This is a genomic window from Croceicoccus sp. (genome assembly GCF_983967925.1).
This window is the reverse complement of sequence record NZ_CFETID010000001.1, coordinates 275080-290216: the sequence shown is the minus strand read 5'-3', so window position 1 is coordinate 290216 and position 15137 is coordinate 275080. Positions and strand designations below refer to the sequence as shown.

The following is a 15137-nucleotide window of genomic DNA, read 5'->3' as shown; positions in this document are numbered from 1 at the left end:
CAAAAGACACAAAGAAAGTGACGCGCATGGCAGGTTATCTGATTTTCTACGGTTCTTATCGCCGCGACCGGCTCGGCATTCGCCTTGCCGATTATCTGCTGCGCCGCTTTGCCGAGCGGGGTGAGAACGCCGAGCTCGTCGATGCACAGGAAGTGGGGCTGCCGATCCTCGACCGGATGTACAAGGAATATGCACAGGGCGAAGCGCCGTCCGCCATGGCCGAACTGGCAGAGCGCATCGGGGCTGCCGACGGGTTCGTCTTCGTGACGGGAGAATACAACTGGGGCATCCAGCCGGGTCTGAAGAACCTGACCGATCATTTTCTCGAGGAATGGTTCTGGCGCCCCGCGGCCATCGCCAGCTATTCCGCCGGACGAATGGCGGGCGTCAGGGCTGGCACCGCCTGGCACGGAACGCTATCCGAAATGGGCATGGTCGTCGTGTCGAGCACGATTGCGGTCGGCCAGATACAGAACACGCTCGACGAAAGGGCCATGCCGAAAGGCGACGGTGGACAGGCGCTTGACCGCGCGTTTCCCCGTTTCGCCGATGACCTTGCGTGGTGGAGTGAAGCGGCGCGCCGACAGCGCGCGGATAAAGCGCCGCCCTATTAGGCCAGACGCGCATTCGAAGCCGGGTCTGGCACCTGTTCGACCTCCCTTTCGGTTCGCCCGGCGGCCTCTACATATTCCCAGATGCGGCTGACGACCACCGAACCTTCGCCGACGGCACTCGCCACACGTTTCACGGAGCCTGCACGGACGTCTCCGACGGCATAGATACCCTCCGCGCTCGTCTCGAACAAATGGCTTCGGCCGACTGCCGGACCGGTTTTCACGAAACCGCACTGGTCGGTTTCGACCGTTTCGCCCAGCCAGTCCGTGTTGGGCACCGCGCCGATCATGATGAAAAGGGCGCGCGCAGGTATCTTGAGTTCGTCATCGGGCGACGACACCACGACTGCTTCGAGGTGCACTTCCCCTTCCAGCGCCGAAACCGCCGAACGGTAGTGAATGGTCACTGCCGGATCGGCTTCGAGCCTGCGCCTGAGATAGTCTGACATGGAGGAAGCAAGGCTTTCCCCGCGCACGATGACGTGGACGTGCTTCGCCGTTCGGCAAAGGTACATCGCGGCCTGTCCCGCGGAATTTCCACCACCCACGACAACCGCCTCGGTATTGCGGCAGAAACGCGATTCCATGTCGGTCGCCGCATAGAACACGCCCGCCCCTTCGAATTCGGCGAGCCTGTCCAGAGGCAGGCGGCGGTATCGCACCCCCGTAGCGATCAGCACGGCCAGCGCCGAAACCGTTTCCCCCCCATCCAGCCCGATCTGGTAGACGCCGTCCTCGCGCCTCGAAATCGACTGTGCACGCCGGGGCATCGCGAACCGGGTCCCGAACTTCATCGCCTGCACCTGCCCGCGATAGACCAGATCGGTTCCGGAAATGCCCGTCGGAAAGCCCAGATAGTTCTCGATCCGGCTGCTGGTGCCCGCCTGCCCGCCGATCGCGGTATCTTCGATGGCCAAGGCGCATAGCCCTTCGCTCCCGGCATAGACTGCCGCAGCGACGCCGGAGGGACCGGTGCCAACGATGACGAGATCGTAGATCGTGCGTTCGCAGACATCGAGATCGAGGTGCAGTTCGCGGGCAAGGCTGCGCGGACTGGGATCGTCGAGGCGGTGGTCCTTGCCCAGTATCACGCCGGGAGAATGGCCGGTCAGGCGGCACGATTCGACGGCCAGCTCGCCCTTGTCGTCGAGATCGAAACTCACGAACGGAATGCGATTGCGCGCGAGGAAGCTTTCGCATGCCTGGATACGCGGGTCGCGATCCGCTCCGATCACCTTGATCGCGCTGGCGCGGGCTTCGAACATGCGGCGCCGACGCGCGGCAAAAACGGTCAGTACGTGATCGGAAAGCTCGGGCACATTGGCCATAAGCTCGAGCATGTCCGGCCTCGATAACTCCAGCGTCCGAGTGGGCATGGTCGAACGAAGCGCGGTGGTCACTGCGGCCCCGCTCAGGAAACCGATATCGCCTATGAACTGCGTGGGCCCGAGAACCGCATTGAAGAGCCGTTGTCCCGAGAAGGAATCGACCGGCTCGATCTCACCTTCGATGATGTAGATGAACCGATCCAGCGGTTGCCCGACTTTCAGAACCGTTTCGCCTGCGGAATAGGCTCTTTCGCTGCCGATCGCGCGCATTCGTGCGACATGACCCTCGGCCAGCGGCACTCGCCGAAGAGTCTCTAGATCCTCGCCAAAAGATTCCATAACAGGGTCTTCGCAGGTTCAGTGGTGATCGTACCGGCATTTATCTCACCATGCCGAAACATGCCATATTCGTTTCGCCAGTCAGCCAAGCTTATGGCTTCAGATTTGTAATCTCGCTTCGACGTTTTCAAACCGACAATTTCAGCAATGTTAGATCTTCATTGCCAATCGCTGTCATAAAGTAACGGCCTGTCAGCTGTTGCTGGTGACCGTGTAATTTTCGGCGAGGAGGTTTAGGAACAACGTGTCTCACATATCAATTGTGCCGCGAAGAGGGACACACAGGACGAGACTGAGGCCAGCCCCGAACGTGCGATAGGCGATATCGCGACCATCAACTTCGACGATCTGATCCGGCGCGGTGAGGGCCGCACTTTGGTTAATACGCTGGACATTTTCATTCTCCTTCAGGCTGCAGTTTCCGAAGCCGGAACAAGCGCGGCTACGATTTCATCGGAGGTTGTGATGACGTGCGCGTAGGTCGGCCCATTGACCTCGTGCGCACAAGTCATGGCTGCGGGAGAAGCCGCGGCGGTCGCGTCGCGAACGAGCGTGACATGATACCCGAGCTCGACGGCGAACTTGGCCGTACTCTCGATGCAGGTGTTGGCGATCAGCCCGATCACGATAACATGTGTTATGCCCCTCTGCTTGAGGAGCATGTCGAGGTTGGTGCTAGCGAAGCCGCTGCTGCCCCAATGCTCCGTGCAGATCAGATCGCCGGACTGAGGAGCAAAATCGGGAAACCATTCGGCTCCCCAAGACCCTTCCTCGAGGACTTTCCGCTGATACCCGCTGATCATGTAGGGATTGGGATGGTCCCAGTCGTCGAGATCCCCGTCCTTCCAGCGATGGTGCGGCACGATCACGACTTGCGTTCCCGACTGGCGGACGGCGCCGACCACCTTCTTGAGGTTCGCGTGAAGGCCAACCTCTTCGGCCACGTCCTTGACCATCGGCCAGACCTTGCCGGCATCTGCAAGAAAATCGTTGTACGGGTCGACGAAGAGGAGCGCAGTGCGCCCCAGATCGTAGGTCGAGTTTTCAATGGTGCCTGAAGACATGGTGCACTCCGCGATAGAATGGTCCTAACGGACTGTCTGGGATGCGATGACGATGCGGCTGTTCGCGGGACTGGCCAATTGTCCGGTTGCGTGATCTCGCTACACCTTGGTATAGGCAACCAAGCAAACTAGCCGATTTTTAGGCCAGTCCCTCAAAGTACGGCTTGCACTCGCGATCGAAAAAATCCTCCGCCCTCTTATACAAAGCTCATTTCTCAAAACGAGCGCTGTGGTTGTGAACTTAATTTGATTATTTAAGAACACGGCAAATGTTAAAGTGATCTCGGAAATTCTGTATGAGTTTAGATACTTAAATTGGCTTCTGACACTTGCCGAGGTAGCTTGTTATTGCCGTTCTGACACTGGTTTAGGGCGCCGGAGCGCTCGCGCATTCAACAATCTGTCGCCGGGTTCAGCTAGATCTGCCCGTGAAACGGACGTTTGATCTTATTTCAGGAAAATGGTGCTGGCGGATAAAATTAAATTCCCAGCTTTCTACTGAGATGGATCAAGGCGCGCGGGAACGTCTCTCGGCTCACTTTGCGGGGGCGAAGGGGCGGTCGAACTTAGATGCTAGTATGGAGTGTGACCTTGTGACGGCTTTGTGCCCCGCTTTCGGTCATCAGAGATCAGCTTTCGATTACCCGAAAGCTGACAAGGCTGGCTATCGAAGTCGATTGCCGGATTTGGGAAATTGCTGCCGTTTGACACCAATCTGTCGAATGGCAGGTTTTGCCAAAAGCTGACAATTAGGCTGTGCTGAACCGGCTCAAGAAAGTGGCAAAAGCTGGCCGTTAGCGGACTGGCAGCTTTTGGGCTGCAAACTGTGAAAGCGGACATTGCAACGGGCCACCACGATGGTCACGAGCGGCCGACATAGCAGACATTCGACCGCTCGAAACGACACCCCAAACCCGCCCTTTTCCTCAGGCCGTCGAGACGTAGCGATGGGCTGGCGTTGGACCATTTCTGCCGCGCTCGTGGAAAACGTTGCTGCATCCGGTGTAGTATACGACAGAAAAGGCTTAATGAACGCCTGCGACATGTCAGCACGACTGTCGGACCCCGCCACGGACCAGATGTGTTTCACCAACATACCATAGGTAACGCGGCCGGACTGCTTCAGCACAACGGCCGTTGGACCCACGCCCCACTTCTTGCTGCCAAGCGCGCTGTCGGTGGCTGCGGGTAGCAGGAAGGCCGGACCTACGACCCAGATGATGCCCGACGAACCGACTTCCTTCGGCGAGAAAAACGCGCTCTGCACGACGTCGCCTAGGCCGAACTGATCTTGTCCTCGTCCGGTAACCCCATCCTGATAGATGACCGGTACGATGGTGCGCGAGATGAGGTTCCAATCCTCCGAGATCGAGATGGGAATTACCGGCTGGACATTGGTGGTGGATCGGTCAGCGCTCGAACCGCTCCGCGCACCAGAATCAACTGTCAATCCAGCATCGGTTGCAGGAACAGGCTCTTGTGCGGAAGCCGATACACCACACACACACCACACACACACGCTGCATAGCCCGGCCGCCCCGATAAATGTCCGAGCTGCAATCATTAGAATCCTTCCTCGGCAGGAACCGGAAGTCTTTGCGAAAAAATCTGGACCCGCACTTGCTGCCATGCCTCCTGAATCCGCATTGGACTGAGAAACAATAATCCGATCACTCGATATGCTGCGCGAAGGCGAGATAGCGTTCGTGGAGTTCGTCCTCCTCGCTCTGGCTGAGGTTGCGGGGCGCAAGCTTGATGTCCACGCGCTCGATCCTGCCGGTGAAGGCGAAGGGCGGATCGTAGTCCTTGGATACCGGAGACCCCGTGTCCATGCCCACGTCGAAGGTGTCGATGCCGAAGCGGCCCGCGACGGTCACGTCGATACGGCCCTTGCCGACTTCCTTGTCGTCGATCAGCAGCACGGCCTCGCCGCCCTTGCCAAGACCGTCGCCGTCGTAGGCGAAGGCCAGTTCGACGGTGGACTTGCCCTTCGGAAGCGGCTCGCTCGACACCACGGTCAGGCGCTTCTTGTCGAAGTAGTTATATTCATAGACGACTTTTCCGCCCTTCACATAGAGCGTGTAGCCTGCCGACTGGCCGCCTGCGGCGACCATGACGCCCTCGGACTTGCCGCTGGCGTTATCGACCGCGACCTTGATCGAATGCGACCGGTTCTTGGTGTTGGGCGCCGCCGTTTCGGGCAGGCGCACCGCGCCTTCGTAGAAGGTGAACTCGGTGCGGTTGGGGTCCGCGCCGCCGGGTGAAGGCTTGGGTTCGGCCAGCCGTCCCGCGCCGCGATCGTCCATCGGATAGACGCCGTATTTCTCGGCTTCCTCGTCGAAAATCTTTTTCAGATCTTCAAGCTTTTCTGGGTACTCGGCGGCAAGGTTCTTCGCTTCGGAATAATCCTCGTCGATATTGTAGAGCTCCCACTCGTCCTTTTCCCAATGGCCGGGCGCAAAGTCCTGCCGCCACGGGAAGGTGTGCTGGGCGCAGGCGATCCATCCCTTGTCATAGATCGCACGGTTCGAGAAAATCTCGAAATATTGCCGCTCGCGCACCGCCGGCGCGTTGGCATCGGCGAATGTGGCCGAGATGCTGACTCCGTCGAGAGGCTTCTGTTCGATCCCATCAACATGGGTGGGAGCCGGAATTCCCGCAGCCTCCAGCAATGTGGGGACCACATCGATCAAATGGGTGAACTGTGAACGGATGCCGCCCTTGTCCTCGATCCCCTTGGGCCAGCTGATGACCATGGGATTGCGCGATCCGCCAAAGTGCGAGGCAACCTGCTTCACCCACTGGAACGGCGCATTGCCTGCCCATGCCCAGCCCAGCGGATAATGCGGTTCGGTGTCCGAATCGCCGATCTTGTCGATCAGCGCTAAGTTTTCCTCCAGGCTTGAGGAGACGCCGTTCAGGTTCATCACCTCGTTCACCGTGCCGCTGAAGCCGCCTTCGGAACTGGCCCCATTGTCGCCGACGATATAGATCACGATGGTGTTGTCGCCGCCAGGCATCTCGCGCACCGCGTCAATCACCTTGCCGGTCTCGTGGTCCGCGAAGGAGAGGAAGCCCGCGAAATTCTCCATGAACTTGGCGTAGAGCTTCTTCTCGCCCTCGGAGAGACCGTCCCAGTCCTGCACCCATTCGGGCTTTTCGGTCAGTTCGGTGCCTTCGGGGATGATGCCCATCTCAAGCTGGCGCTTGTAGGTCTCCTCGCGCACCTTTTCCCAGCCGGCGTCGAACTTGCCCTTGAACTTCTCGCGCCATTCGGGCGGCGCGTGGTGAGGGGCATGCGCCGCACCGGGAGCGAAATAGCAGAAGAACGGCTTGTCGGGCGCGACCGACTTCGAATAGCGGATCCAGTTGATCGCACGCTCGGTGATGTCCTTCTGGAAGTGATAACCTTCTTCAGGAGACTTGTCCGGTTCCACCGCAACGGTGTTCTCGAACAGCACCGGATAATACTGGTGCGTTTCCCCGCAGATAAAGCCGTAGAAATAGTCGAAGCCCATTCCGGTCGGCCACCGGTCGAACGGTCCGGCGATGCTGCTTTCCCAGTCGGGCGTGTTGTGGTTTTTCCCGAACCAGCTGGTCGCATAGCCGTTCTCCTTCAGGATGCGGCCCAGCGATGCGGTCGTCTGCGGGATCATGTTGTTATAGCTGGGGAAACCCGTCGCCCATTCCGACAGGAAGCCAGTGCCGCAATTGTGATGATTGCGCCCGGTGATCAGCGCGGCGCGGCTGGGACCGCAGATCGCGGTCGTGTGAAAGCGCGTATAGCGCAGCCCGTCGGCAGCCAGTTTGTCGAGCGATTCCGTCGGCACCGGCCCGCCGAACGTGCTGGCCTGCCCAAAGCCCACGTCGTCCAGCAAAATCAGCAGGATGTTGGGCGCACCTTCGGGCGGCCTGGGCAATTCCGGCCATGCGCTTTCCGAATCCTGATAGGTCGTGCCGATCCTGCCCTTGAAGGGCGGGCGATGAAGCGGAAGTCTGCTGCGGTCGATCTCGGACATGTCGAACTCCGATTGAAGCGTTAGGGCTGGCTAGCTGGCGGCCCCGCCAGCAAAAGCAGGGCCGCCGGTTGCGGTCATTGGCTGTCAGGCAGGCGCGATATCGACCTCGACCTTCTCGACCTTGCCGGTGAACTTGAACGGCAGGGTGTAGGTGAAATCGATGGCAGAACCGGTATCCATGCCAATGTCGATGCCTTCGCCCAGCGAGAACTGGATCGGCACGCTGCGCTCCAGCCGTCCCTGCGCAACTTGCTTGCCGTTGGCGAACAGAGTGATGGTCGCGCCCTTGCCCATGCCGCCGCCGTCATAGGCGAAATCGACGGTCAGCCTCGTCTGTCCGGCAGGCAGCGCCTCCTCGGCGGCGATCGTCGTGCGCTCTACGCTGAGGAAGTTGTAGACGAAGACCGGCTTGCCTTCGCGCATGTAGAGGCCATAGCCGCCTTCCAGACCGCCATGGGTGATGATCATCCCTTCGGCCTTGCCGTCCAGCAGGATGACATCCGCGTCGATCTTCCAGCTTTTGTTCAGCATCGGCAGGCAGGCCTCGCTGGATAGCTGCTTCATGCCTTCGTAATAGGTCGCCTTGGTGCGCTTTCCGACAAGGCTGGGGCGGCCCATCTCCTCGGCATTCATGCGCTGCGTGCCGCGCCAGTCGAGCGGCAGGACATTGTATTTCGACGCTTCCACCCACCACATGTCCTGCAACTCGCGCAGCTTTTCGGGATGCTTGTCGGCAAGATCCTTCGCTTGCGAAAAGTCCTCGTCGATCTTGTAGAGCTCCCAGATCTGATTGTCGGGATCCCAGTCGGGATCGCGGATCGGCACCCACGGCACGAAGGACGGGGCCGAAGCCATCCAGCCGTCATGATAAAGCCCGCGATTGACCGCCAGTTCGAAATATTGCGTCTTGCGCTTTGGCGGTGCCTTGGCGTCCTCGAACGTATGGGCAAAGCTCTTGCCCTCGATCGGCTTCTGCTGGACCCCGTTCAACGTGCGCGGCGGCGTGATACCGCAGGCTTCGTAAAGCGTCGGCACGATGTCGATCACATGCAGGAACTGTTCGCGCAGGCCGCCTTTGTCCTTGATGTGATCGGGCCACGAGACGATCATCGGGTTGCGCGTGCCGCCGAAATGGCTCGCCACCTGTTTCGTCCATTGGAACGGCGTGTTCATCGCATGCGCCCAGGAGGACGGAAAATGGTTGAAGTGCTTCGGCCCGCCCAGCTCGTCCATGGCCTTGATGTTGTCTTCCCACTTTTCGGGGAAGCCGTTGAAGAACATGTTCTCGCACAGCGAACCTTCAAGCCCGCCTTCTGCACTGGAGCCATTGTCGCCGGCGATATAGATGATGATGGTGTTGTCCGCGTCGGGCAGCGCCTTCACCGCATCGATGACCCGCCCCATTGCCTCGTCCACCTGCGCGCCATAGGCGGCGAACACTTCCATCATGCGGGAATAAAGCCGCCTCTGGTCGTCGTTCAGCTCGTCCCATGAGGGTAAGCCCTTGGATCGGACTGTCAGTTCGGTGTCCTTTGGCACGACGCCGCACTTCTTCTGTCGTTCGAGCGTCATCTCGCGATAGGCGTCCCAGCCCATGTCGAACTTGCCCTTGAACTTGTCGATCCAGTGCTGGGGCGCGTGGTGCGGGGCATGGGTGGCGCCCGGCGCGACATAGAGGAAGAACGGCTTGTCGGGAGAGATGCTCTTGGCCTTGCGGACCCAGTTCACCGCCTTGTCGGCAAGGTCCTCGGTCAGGTGATAATCGGGATCTTCCGAAGGAGGAACGAGGTCGCGGTTCTCGTAAAGGATCGGATTCCAATGGTTCGCATCGCCCGCATTGAACCCGTAGAAATAGTCGAAGCCGAGACCATTTGCCCAGCGGTCGAACGGGCCGACAGGGCTGGTTTCCCAAGGCGGCGTGTTGTGGTTCTTGCCGATCCACGCGGTCATGTAGCCGTTCTGGCGGAGCACCTCGCCAATGGTGCCGCAGCTGCGGGGCAGCACGCAGCAATATCCGTCATAGCCCGTCGCAATCTCGGTAATGCCCGCAAAGGAGGCCGAGTGATGGTTGCGTCCCGTAATCAGGGCGGCGCGCGTGGGACTGCACAGCGCGGTAGTGTGGAAATGGTTGTAGCGCAGCCCCTCGGCAGCCAGTCGGTCCATGGTCGGGGAGGGGATGCCGCCGCCGAATGTCTCGAATTGTCCGAAACCCGCATCGTCCAGCAGGATCACCACGACATTGGGTGCGCCTTTGGGCGGCTGCACCGGTTGGGGAAAGGTCGGTGGGTCGGATTCCTGATAGGTACGTCCGACTTCGCCCTCAAAATGGAAATCGGGGCGGGGAAGAACGTCAGGGGTCTTACCTTTACTGTCGGTCATACTGGTCTCCATACGGGGGATCGGATCGCCTGAAATTCAAGTGTATCGACTGCATCTGCCATCGGGTTTTTCCCTGAGATTTGGCCGGTTGATGAGGGTGTTCTCCGATGCGGCCGAAGAATGGTCGGGGTCTTTCGGCCACAGTTCATCACGCCCGAAAGCAAGTGCTTCGGACGTTTACGAAAGTCTTGGTCGGAACCGACGAGATCGCTCGACTAGGTCGTATCACTCTCCGTAAACCTAGCCGCCTTGCTCATTTCCGCCACGCCTCCTGTTGGTGCTATTCGGACCGAAATTTGCGTCACTTCCTGTTTCCCAAGAAGAATATCGCGGATAGGGCGATTCCATTGTGCATAGGTGCGTAATTGGAGAGAAATTGGATGGAAAATTTCAGTCCGCTCGGTTGGCTCAAGTCGATGACGCCCGAATTTCAAGACGAGGTCATAACGCGCGCAAGGCTAGTCAGCTTCGACCGGGGCATGCCAATCTACCTGCAGGGAGAGGATGCCGGCGGTCTATTTGGGCTGATCGAGGGGATACTGGAAGTCAGCATTGTTCAGGCGTCCGGTCAGCCCGCACTGATCTACCTTGCGCGCCGAGGCTGGTGGTTCGGGGCGCTCGAAATTTTCACGCAGGGACCACGACGGTTTCAGATCGAAGCGAGGACGGATTGCAAGCTGATGTTCCTCTCAAGCGGACAGGTCCGACAAATATGCCGAGCAGGCCCAGACAATTGGGAAGCATTCGCGCAGCTGATGTGCGCGAACTACGAATCGATGGCTGCTGCCGTGGCGATGATGCGCCTGCCCTCGCCGGAAGCGCGCATCATCAGGGCGCTCCAGATACTCTATTTCAGGCAGAGTGAAACCGAAGAGACAGTCGAGGCCACCCAGTCGGACATAGCTTCGGTAGCAAACGTCTCCATCCGCGCGGCAGCATCTGCGCTCGCCCAAATCGAACGAGCAGGGCTCATAAGGCGCGGCTATCGTAACGTGACAATCCTTGATCCTGCGCTATTGTCGGAAGCGGCCGGCAGCGACATCAAGTAATTTCACAGAAGAAATGGTGATCTGCTGTCTCCGAAGATTGCAGCGCTGATGTATGCCGCTTTCGAGCCAAAAACTGCCGCCAGGCTCATCGCGTGGCCAATGTCTGCTTTTGGCGAACAGCAACCTGCGGCCTAGTGACCGCAACCGGGCGCAAAGCTGACATCATGAGCGTCTGCCTTTGCAACACCGGAAGGGCGATGCAAGCGCTGGGAACTCACAGGTCAACCAGAATTCTCCAATGACCTGAGTGCCCATCATTGTCCGGTCGGGCGCACCATTCTGCCTGCTTTCGCCTCTTCATCGGGAGTGTGAGATAGGCTCTCATAGGTCCAAGCGCTCCATGGGTGATGCACCGGACATCACCCCATGCGGGCGTGCTGGTTGAACAGGATCCATATCGATCCGCCCACCATCAACGCGATGACCAGCCCCGCGAAAAGCACGAGTTGCAAGTCGTCGCGGTGCGATTTCTTGAGATCGACGTGCAGGAAAAAGCGGAACTGCGCGGCAATCTGGACGAGTGCGAGACCGCCCAGCGCCGCCAGCAGCCAGCCGGTCGCCAGCGGTTTCGCAACCGCCAGAAAAAACGCCAGCGCCGTCAGGACAGAGGCGCTCGCCAGTCCCATCAGTATGTGACGGAATTCGCGGCGGGGATCTTCCCTCTCGCTCTGCGGCAGGTCTTCGTCGTTCATCCGGCGGCTCCGTACAGAAAGACGAAGGTCAGAATGGCGACCCATACGATGTCGAGCATGTGCCAGAACAGCGCCAGCCGCATGAAACGCAGCCGCAACGCGCGTTCGAGGCCTGTGGCCATCAGTTGCAATACCAGCACCGCCATCCACAGCAGGCCTGCCGCGACATGCAGCGCATGACACCCCAGCAAGGTGAAATGGGCAGAAAGGAAACCGCTGCGCTGCGGCACCGCGCCTTCGGCAATCAGACTGGCGAAATCGCGCGCCTCCATGGCCAGAAAGCCGATGCCGAGGACCGCGGTCAGCCCGAGCCATTGCAGCAACCGCCGCCCGTCGTCGTGATATTTATTGGCAAGCGATGCCATGCCGATCGTAAAGCTGGAAAGCAGGAGCAGCGCCGTCTCGATCCCGGCGCTGGCCAGATCGGTCACATCACGCGGTTCCGGGCCGCCCGCAACGCCGTGCACGCTCATCGCCGAATAGGTGGCGAGGAGGAGCGCGAACAGCACCAGATCGCTCATCAGAAAGATCCAGAAACCGAACATCACCGGCTCGGCCTGATGGTGGCCCGCCGGGTCGGAGTGGCCGAGATTAATGCCGGGGTGAAGGTTCTTGCCGGCGCTCATGTCGTTTCCATCGCCCTGCCGCGATTGATGCGCTCCACCTCGGCAAAGCGGGTGACGGGGGCCGTTTGCCGAGCGCAATCCAGCCATGCCTCGTTCTGCCTTTGAACTTCCGCAGCCGGGATCACGCGTTCCGTGTCTCCTTGCAGGCTTCGCAGCACCACGCCCGCCCACATGGCCGCAAGACCCAGTAGGGCGGCCCACCAGATATGCCAGCTGAGCGCGAAGGCGCAGACAAAGCCCGCCGCGCCTATCCCGGCGGGGATCAGCGTGTTTCGCGGAACCTCGATATCCTCATAAGACGGCGGCGCGTGATAGGCGCGGCCATCGCGTTTCGCATTGGTGAAGGCCTCGGTATCTTCGATCCTTGGCCTGCGCGCGAAATTGTATTCGGGCGGCGGAGCGGGGGTCCACCATTCCAGCGAATGCCCGTCCCACGGATCGCCGACCGGAACGGCCAGATCGGACCGGCGGCGCACGCTGACTACCAGCTGGATGCCCAGCGCGACGATCCCGCAAACGATCAGGGCCGCACCGGCCCAGGCGGCATTCAGCCATGGCTGATAGGCCGCTTCAAAGCTGATGGCGGTGCGGCGCATCATGCCCATCAGGCCAAGCCAGTACAACGGCATGAAGGCGGCCAGAAACCCGCCCGACCAGCACGCCCACGCAATCCGCCCCCATCGCTCATCCAGGCGGAATCCGAACGCCTTGGGAAACCAGAACATATAGCCCGCGATCATGCCGAACAGCGTGCCGGGGATCAGCATGTTGTGGAAATGCGCGACGAGAAACAGCGAGTTGTGGACCTGAAAATCGACCGGCGGATTGGCAAGGATGATGCCGGTCAGACCGCCGATGACGAAACACAGCAGGAATGTCATCGCGAACAGCATGGGCGCGGTAAGGCGGATACGCCCGCGATACATCGTCAGCAGCCAGTCATAGACCTTCACGCCCGTAGGAATGCCGATCAGCATGGTCGCGATGCCGAAAACCGCATTCACATTCGTGCTCTGCCCCATGGTGAAGAAATGGTGCAGCCAGACGGTGAAGGACAGGACCGCGATGCACATCACCGCAAAGACCATCGACGCATAGCCGTAGAGCCGCTTGCCTGAAAAGGTCGATATCACTTCGGACCAGACGCCAAAGGCGGGCAGGATCAGAATATAGACCTCGGGGTGGCCGAATAGCCAGAACAGGTTGGCATAATTCATCATATTGCCGCCCGCCCCGTTGGTGAAGAAATGAAAACCCGCATAACGGTCCAGCGCCAGCAGCGCCGTCGCCACGGTCAGGGGCGGCATGGCGAAGATCATCAGGATCGCGGTGCACAGCGACGTCCAGCAGAACAGCGGCATGCGAAACAGATGCATGCCTTCGCAGCGTTCCTTGTAGATGGTCGTCGCGAAATTGATCCCCGTCAGCGTCGTGCCGATGGACGACAGCGTCACCGCCCAGATCCAGTAATCCACGCCTTCACCCGGAGAATAGGCCAGTTCGGTGAAGGGGGGATAGCCGCTCCACCCTCCGGTCGAGAATTCGCCAATGACGAGGCTGGCCATCAGGATCGCTGCACCCGCCGCGCTGAGCCAGAGGCCGACCGCGTTCATGAACGGAAAGGTCAGGTCGCGCGCGCCGATCTGCAGCGGCATGACATAGTTGATCAGCCCCGATATGAAGGGCATCGCGACGAAGAAGATCATGATCGTGCCGTGCGTCGAGAACAGCTGCGCGAAATGATCGGCGCTGACCACGCCCTGCGCATTGACCGACAGCGCCTGCTGGATGCGCATGAGAACGGCCTCGATCACGGCCCGCAGCAGCATGACGAACGCCAGCACCATATACATGATGCCGATCTTCTTATGGTCGAGGCTGGAAAGCCAATTGTCGAACAGCCAGCGCCAGCGCCGCGCAATCGTGAGCGTGGCGACAACGCCGATCGCGCCGGCCACGACGATCAATGCGGCGATGGTCGCGATCATGTCGGCCTTGGGCGGAAAATCGGACCAGCGCAGATCACCGGCAAGCCAGTACAACAGTTCCTCGCTCATCGGTGCGTATCCCCCGCGGACGAAAGCCTGTCTCCGGGCTGACGGTCGGCGGTGTGATAGGCGGCGACGATGCTGCCGAACAGGCCGTCCTCGACCCTGCCGAACCGCAACGGTCGGTCGATCACCGAGGGTTTTGCCAGCGCGGCATAACGCGCCATGTCCAGCGCAGGCCCATTGCGCGACGAACGGACCCACTGGCGGTATTCGTCCGGGCCGACCGCTTTCAGCTCGAACTTTTGCCGCGCAAAATTCTGCCCGTTATATTGCGTGTTGAGGCCGCGATAGGAACCGGGTGCGTCGGCGATCAGGTGCAGTTTCGTGCGCATGCCCGCCATTGCGTAGATCTGGCCGCCAAGCCGCGGCACGATGAAGGACATCATCGGGCCATCGGCGGTGATGTCGAACGCGATCTGCCGCCCGGCAGGGACGACCAGCTCGTTCACGCTGGCGATCCCTTCGCCCGGATAGATGAACAGGAATTTCCAGTCGAGACCGACGACCTGAACATGAAGCGGCGGCTCTGTGCCTGTGCCAAGCGGGCGATAGGGATCGATCCTGTGCAGGGTATGCCACAGTGAAAATCCCAGAAAGCCGACGATAACGACCGGCACGCCCCAGATCACGAATTCGGGCGCCCATGCGAACCGCCATTCCGGTGAATATACGTTCTGCCGTGCCAGTCGATAGCGCCACAGCAGCAAGGGCAGGGCGATGAACACGGGCACGATGACGACCGAAACGATCAGCACGGTTTGTATCAGGTGATCCTGCTGGATCTGGGCGATCAGCCCGGCGGGGGACAGCAGGCCATGACCGGATCCGCTGCAATCGGCATTGGTGCAGGTTTCTATGCTCATCGGTCGGACGGCCACGCCCGGATCTCGTGCGCGGAAGCGTCGCGGTCCGCCGCGCTTCCTGTCCGACCCGTCACCATGCAACGCCCTCCGCACCCTCGATATAAAGCCACAAC

At 60.1% G+C, this 15137-nt stretch carries 11 protein-coding genes; 2 read left to right on the top strand and 9 right to left on the bottom strand.

All coding sequences use genetic code 11. From position 1 onward, the window contains the following. Positions 1 to 26: 26 nt before the first annotated feature. Entirely contained in the window at positions 27 to 614 is a 588-nt protein-coding gene (locus AC4FIJ_RS01300; RefSeq protein ID WP_490334912.1) for an NADPH-dependent FMN reductase, read from the top strand. Here AC4FIJ_RS01300 and AC4FIJ_RS01295 read toward each other — a convergent pair. The 5 genes from AC4FIJ_RS01295 to AC4FIJ_RS01275 form a co-directional block, all read right to left on the bottom strand. Beyond that, entirely contained in the window at positions 611 to 2281 is a 1671-nt protein-coding gene (locus AC4FIJ_RS01295) for an FAD-dependent oxidoreductase (RefSeq protein WP_490334911.1), read from the bottom strand. The genes AC4FIJ_RS01300 and AC4FIJ_RS01295 overlap by 4 nt on opposite strands. A 407-nt stretch (positions 2282 to 2688) precedes the next feature. Further along, positions 2689 to 3345: a cysteine hydrolase family protein gene (locus AC4FIJ_RS01290; protein ID WP_490334910.1), complete on the bottom strand. Its 657-nt coding sequence runs from the start codon at positions 3343 to 3345 to the stop codon at positions 2689 to 2691. A 769-nt stretch (positions 3346 to 4114) separates the two neighbouring features. Beyond that, positions 4115 to 4795 (bottom strand): hypothetical protein, encoded by a 681-nt coding sequence (locus AC4FIJ_RS01285; RefSeq protein ID WP_490334909.1) that lies wholly within the window; start codon positions 4793 to 4795, stop codon positions 4115 to 4117. A gap of 220 nt (positions 4796 to 5015) precedes the next feature. Continuing rightward, the gene (locus AC4FIJ_RS01280; RefSeq protein ID WP_490334908.1) at positions 5016 to 7364 is read right to left on the bottom strand and encodes an arylsulfatase; all 2349 of its coding nucleotides are present in this window, start codon (positions 7362 to 7364) and stop codon (positions 5016 to 5018) included. Between the two features lie 84 nt (positions 7365 to 7448). Further along, on the bottom strand, positions 7449 to 9743 hold the full coding sequence (locus AC4FIJ_RS01275) for an arylsulfatase (protein WP_490334907.1): 2295 nt from the start codon (positions 9741 to 9743) through the stop codon (positions 7449 to 7451). 380 nt (positions 9744 to 10123) lie between these two features. On the opposite strand from AC4FIJ_RS01275, the gene AC4FIJ_RS01270 reads away from it, so the two are divergent. Further along, positions 10124 to 10792 (top strand): Crp/Fnr family transcriptional regulator, encoded by a 669-nt coding sequence (locus AC4FIJ_RS01270; RefSeq protein ID WP_490334906.1) that lies wholly within the window; start codon positions 10124 to 10126, stop codon positions 10790 to 10792. A 359-nt stretch (positions 10793 to 11151) separates the two neighbouring features. On the opposite strand, the gene AC4FIJ_RS01265 is transcribed toward AC4FIJ_RS01270, so the two are convergent. Genes AC4FIJ_RS01265 through AC4FIJ_RS01250 form a run of 4 tightly spaced genes read right to left on the bottom strand, consistent with a single transcriptional unit; the run spans position 11152 to position 15024 of the window. After that, entirely contained in the window at positions 11152 to 11484 is a 333-nt protein-coding gene (locus tag AC4FIJ_RS01265; RefSeq protein WP_490334905.1) for a cytochrome o ubiquinol oxidase subunit IV, read from the bottom strand. Continuing rightward, positions 11481 to 12110, bottom strand: a complete 630-nt coding sequence (locus AC4FIJ_RS01260; protein ID WP_490334904.1) for a cytochrome c oxidase subunit 3 — start codon at positions 12108 to 12110, stop codon at positions 11481 to 11483. Before AC4FIJ_RS01260 ends, AC4FIJ_RS01265 begins: the two co-directional genes overlap by 4 nt. Further along, on the bottom strand, positions 12107 to 14167 hold the full coding sequence (locus AC4FIJ_RS01255) for a cbb3-type cytochrome c oxidase subunit I (protein WP_490334903.1): 2061 nt from the start codon (positions 14165 to 14167) through the stop codon (positions 12107 to 12109). The genes AC4FIJ_RS01260 and AC4FIJ_RS01255 overlap by 4 nt, the downstream gene beginning before the upstream one ends. Further along, the gene (locus AC4FIJ_RS01250; RefSeq protein ID WP_490334902.1) at positions 14164 to 15024 is read right to left on the bottom strand and encodes a COX aromatic rich motif-containing protein; all 861 of its coding nucleotides are present in this window, start codon (positions 15022 to 15024) and stop codon (positions 14164 to 14166) included. The genes AC4FIJ_RS01255 and AC4FIJ_RS01250 overlap by 4 nt, the downstream gene beginning before the upstream one ends. Between the last annotated feature and the right edge of the window lie 113 nt (positions 15025 to 15137).

Bases quoted from the DNA above. Each gene is read 5' to 3' on its own strand.
- AC4FIJ_RS01295 (WP_490334911.1), bottom strand. From the start codon at position 2,281: ATGGAATCTTTTGGCGAGGATCTAGAGACTCTTCGGCGAGTGCCGCTG.
- AC4FIJ_RS01250 (WP_490334902.1), bottom strand. From the start codon at position 15,024: ATGAGCATAGAAACCTGCACCAATGCCGATTGCAGCGGATCCGGTCAT.
- AC4FIJ_RS01290 (WP_490334910.1), bottom strand. From the start codon at position 3,345: ATGTCTTCAGGCACCATTGAAAACTCGACCTACGATCTGGGGCGCACT.
- AC4FIJ_RS01300 (WP_490334912.1), top strand. From the start codon at position 27: ATGGCAGGTTATCTGATTTTCTACGGTTCTTATCGCCGCGACCGGCTC.
- AC4FIJ_RS01275 (WP_490334907.1), bottom strand. From the start codon at position 9,743: ATGACCGACAGTAAAGGTAAGACCCCTGACGTTCTTCCCCGCCCCGAT.
- AC4FIJ_RS01265 (WP_490334905.1), bottom strand. From the start codon at position 11,484: ATGAACGACGAAGACCTGCCGCAGAGCGAGAGGGAAGATCCCCGCCGC.
- AC4FIJ_RS01280 (WP_490334908.1), bottom strand. From the start codon at position 7,364: ATGTCCGAGATCGACCGCAGCAGACTTCCGCTTCATCGCCCGCCCTTC.
- AC4FIJ_RS01260 (WP_490334904.1), bottom strand. From the start codon at position 12,110: ATGAGCGCCGGCAAGAACCTTCACCCCGGCATTAATCTCGGCCACTCC.
- AC4FIJ_RS01270 (WP_490334906.1), top strand. From the start codon at position 10,124: ATGGAAAATTTCAGTCCGCTCGGTTGGCTCAAGTCGATGACGCCCGAA.
- AC4FIJ_RS01255 (WP_490334903.1), bottom strand. From the start codon at position 14,167: ATGAGCGAGGAACTGTTGTACTGGCTTGCCGGTGATCTGCGCTGGTCC.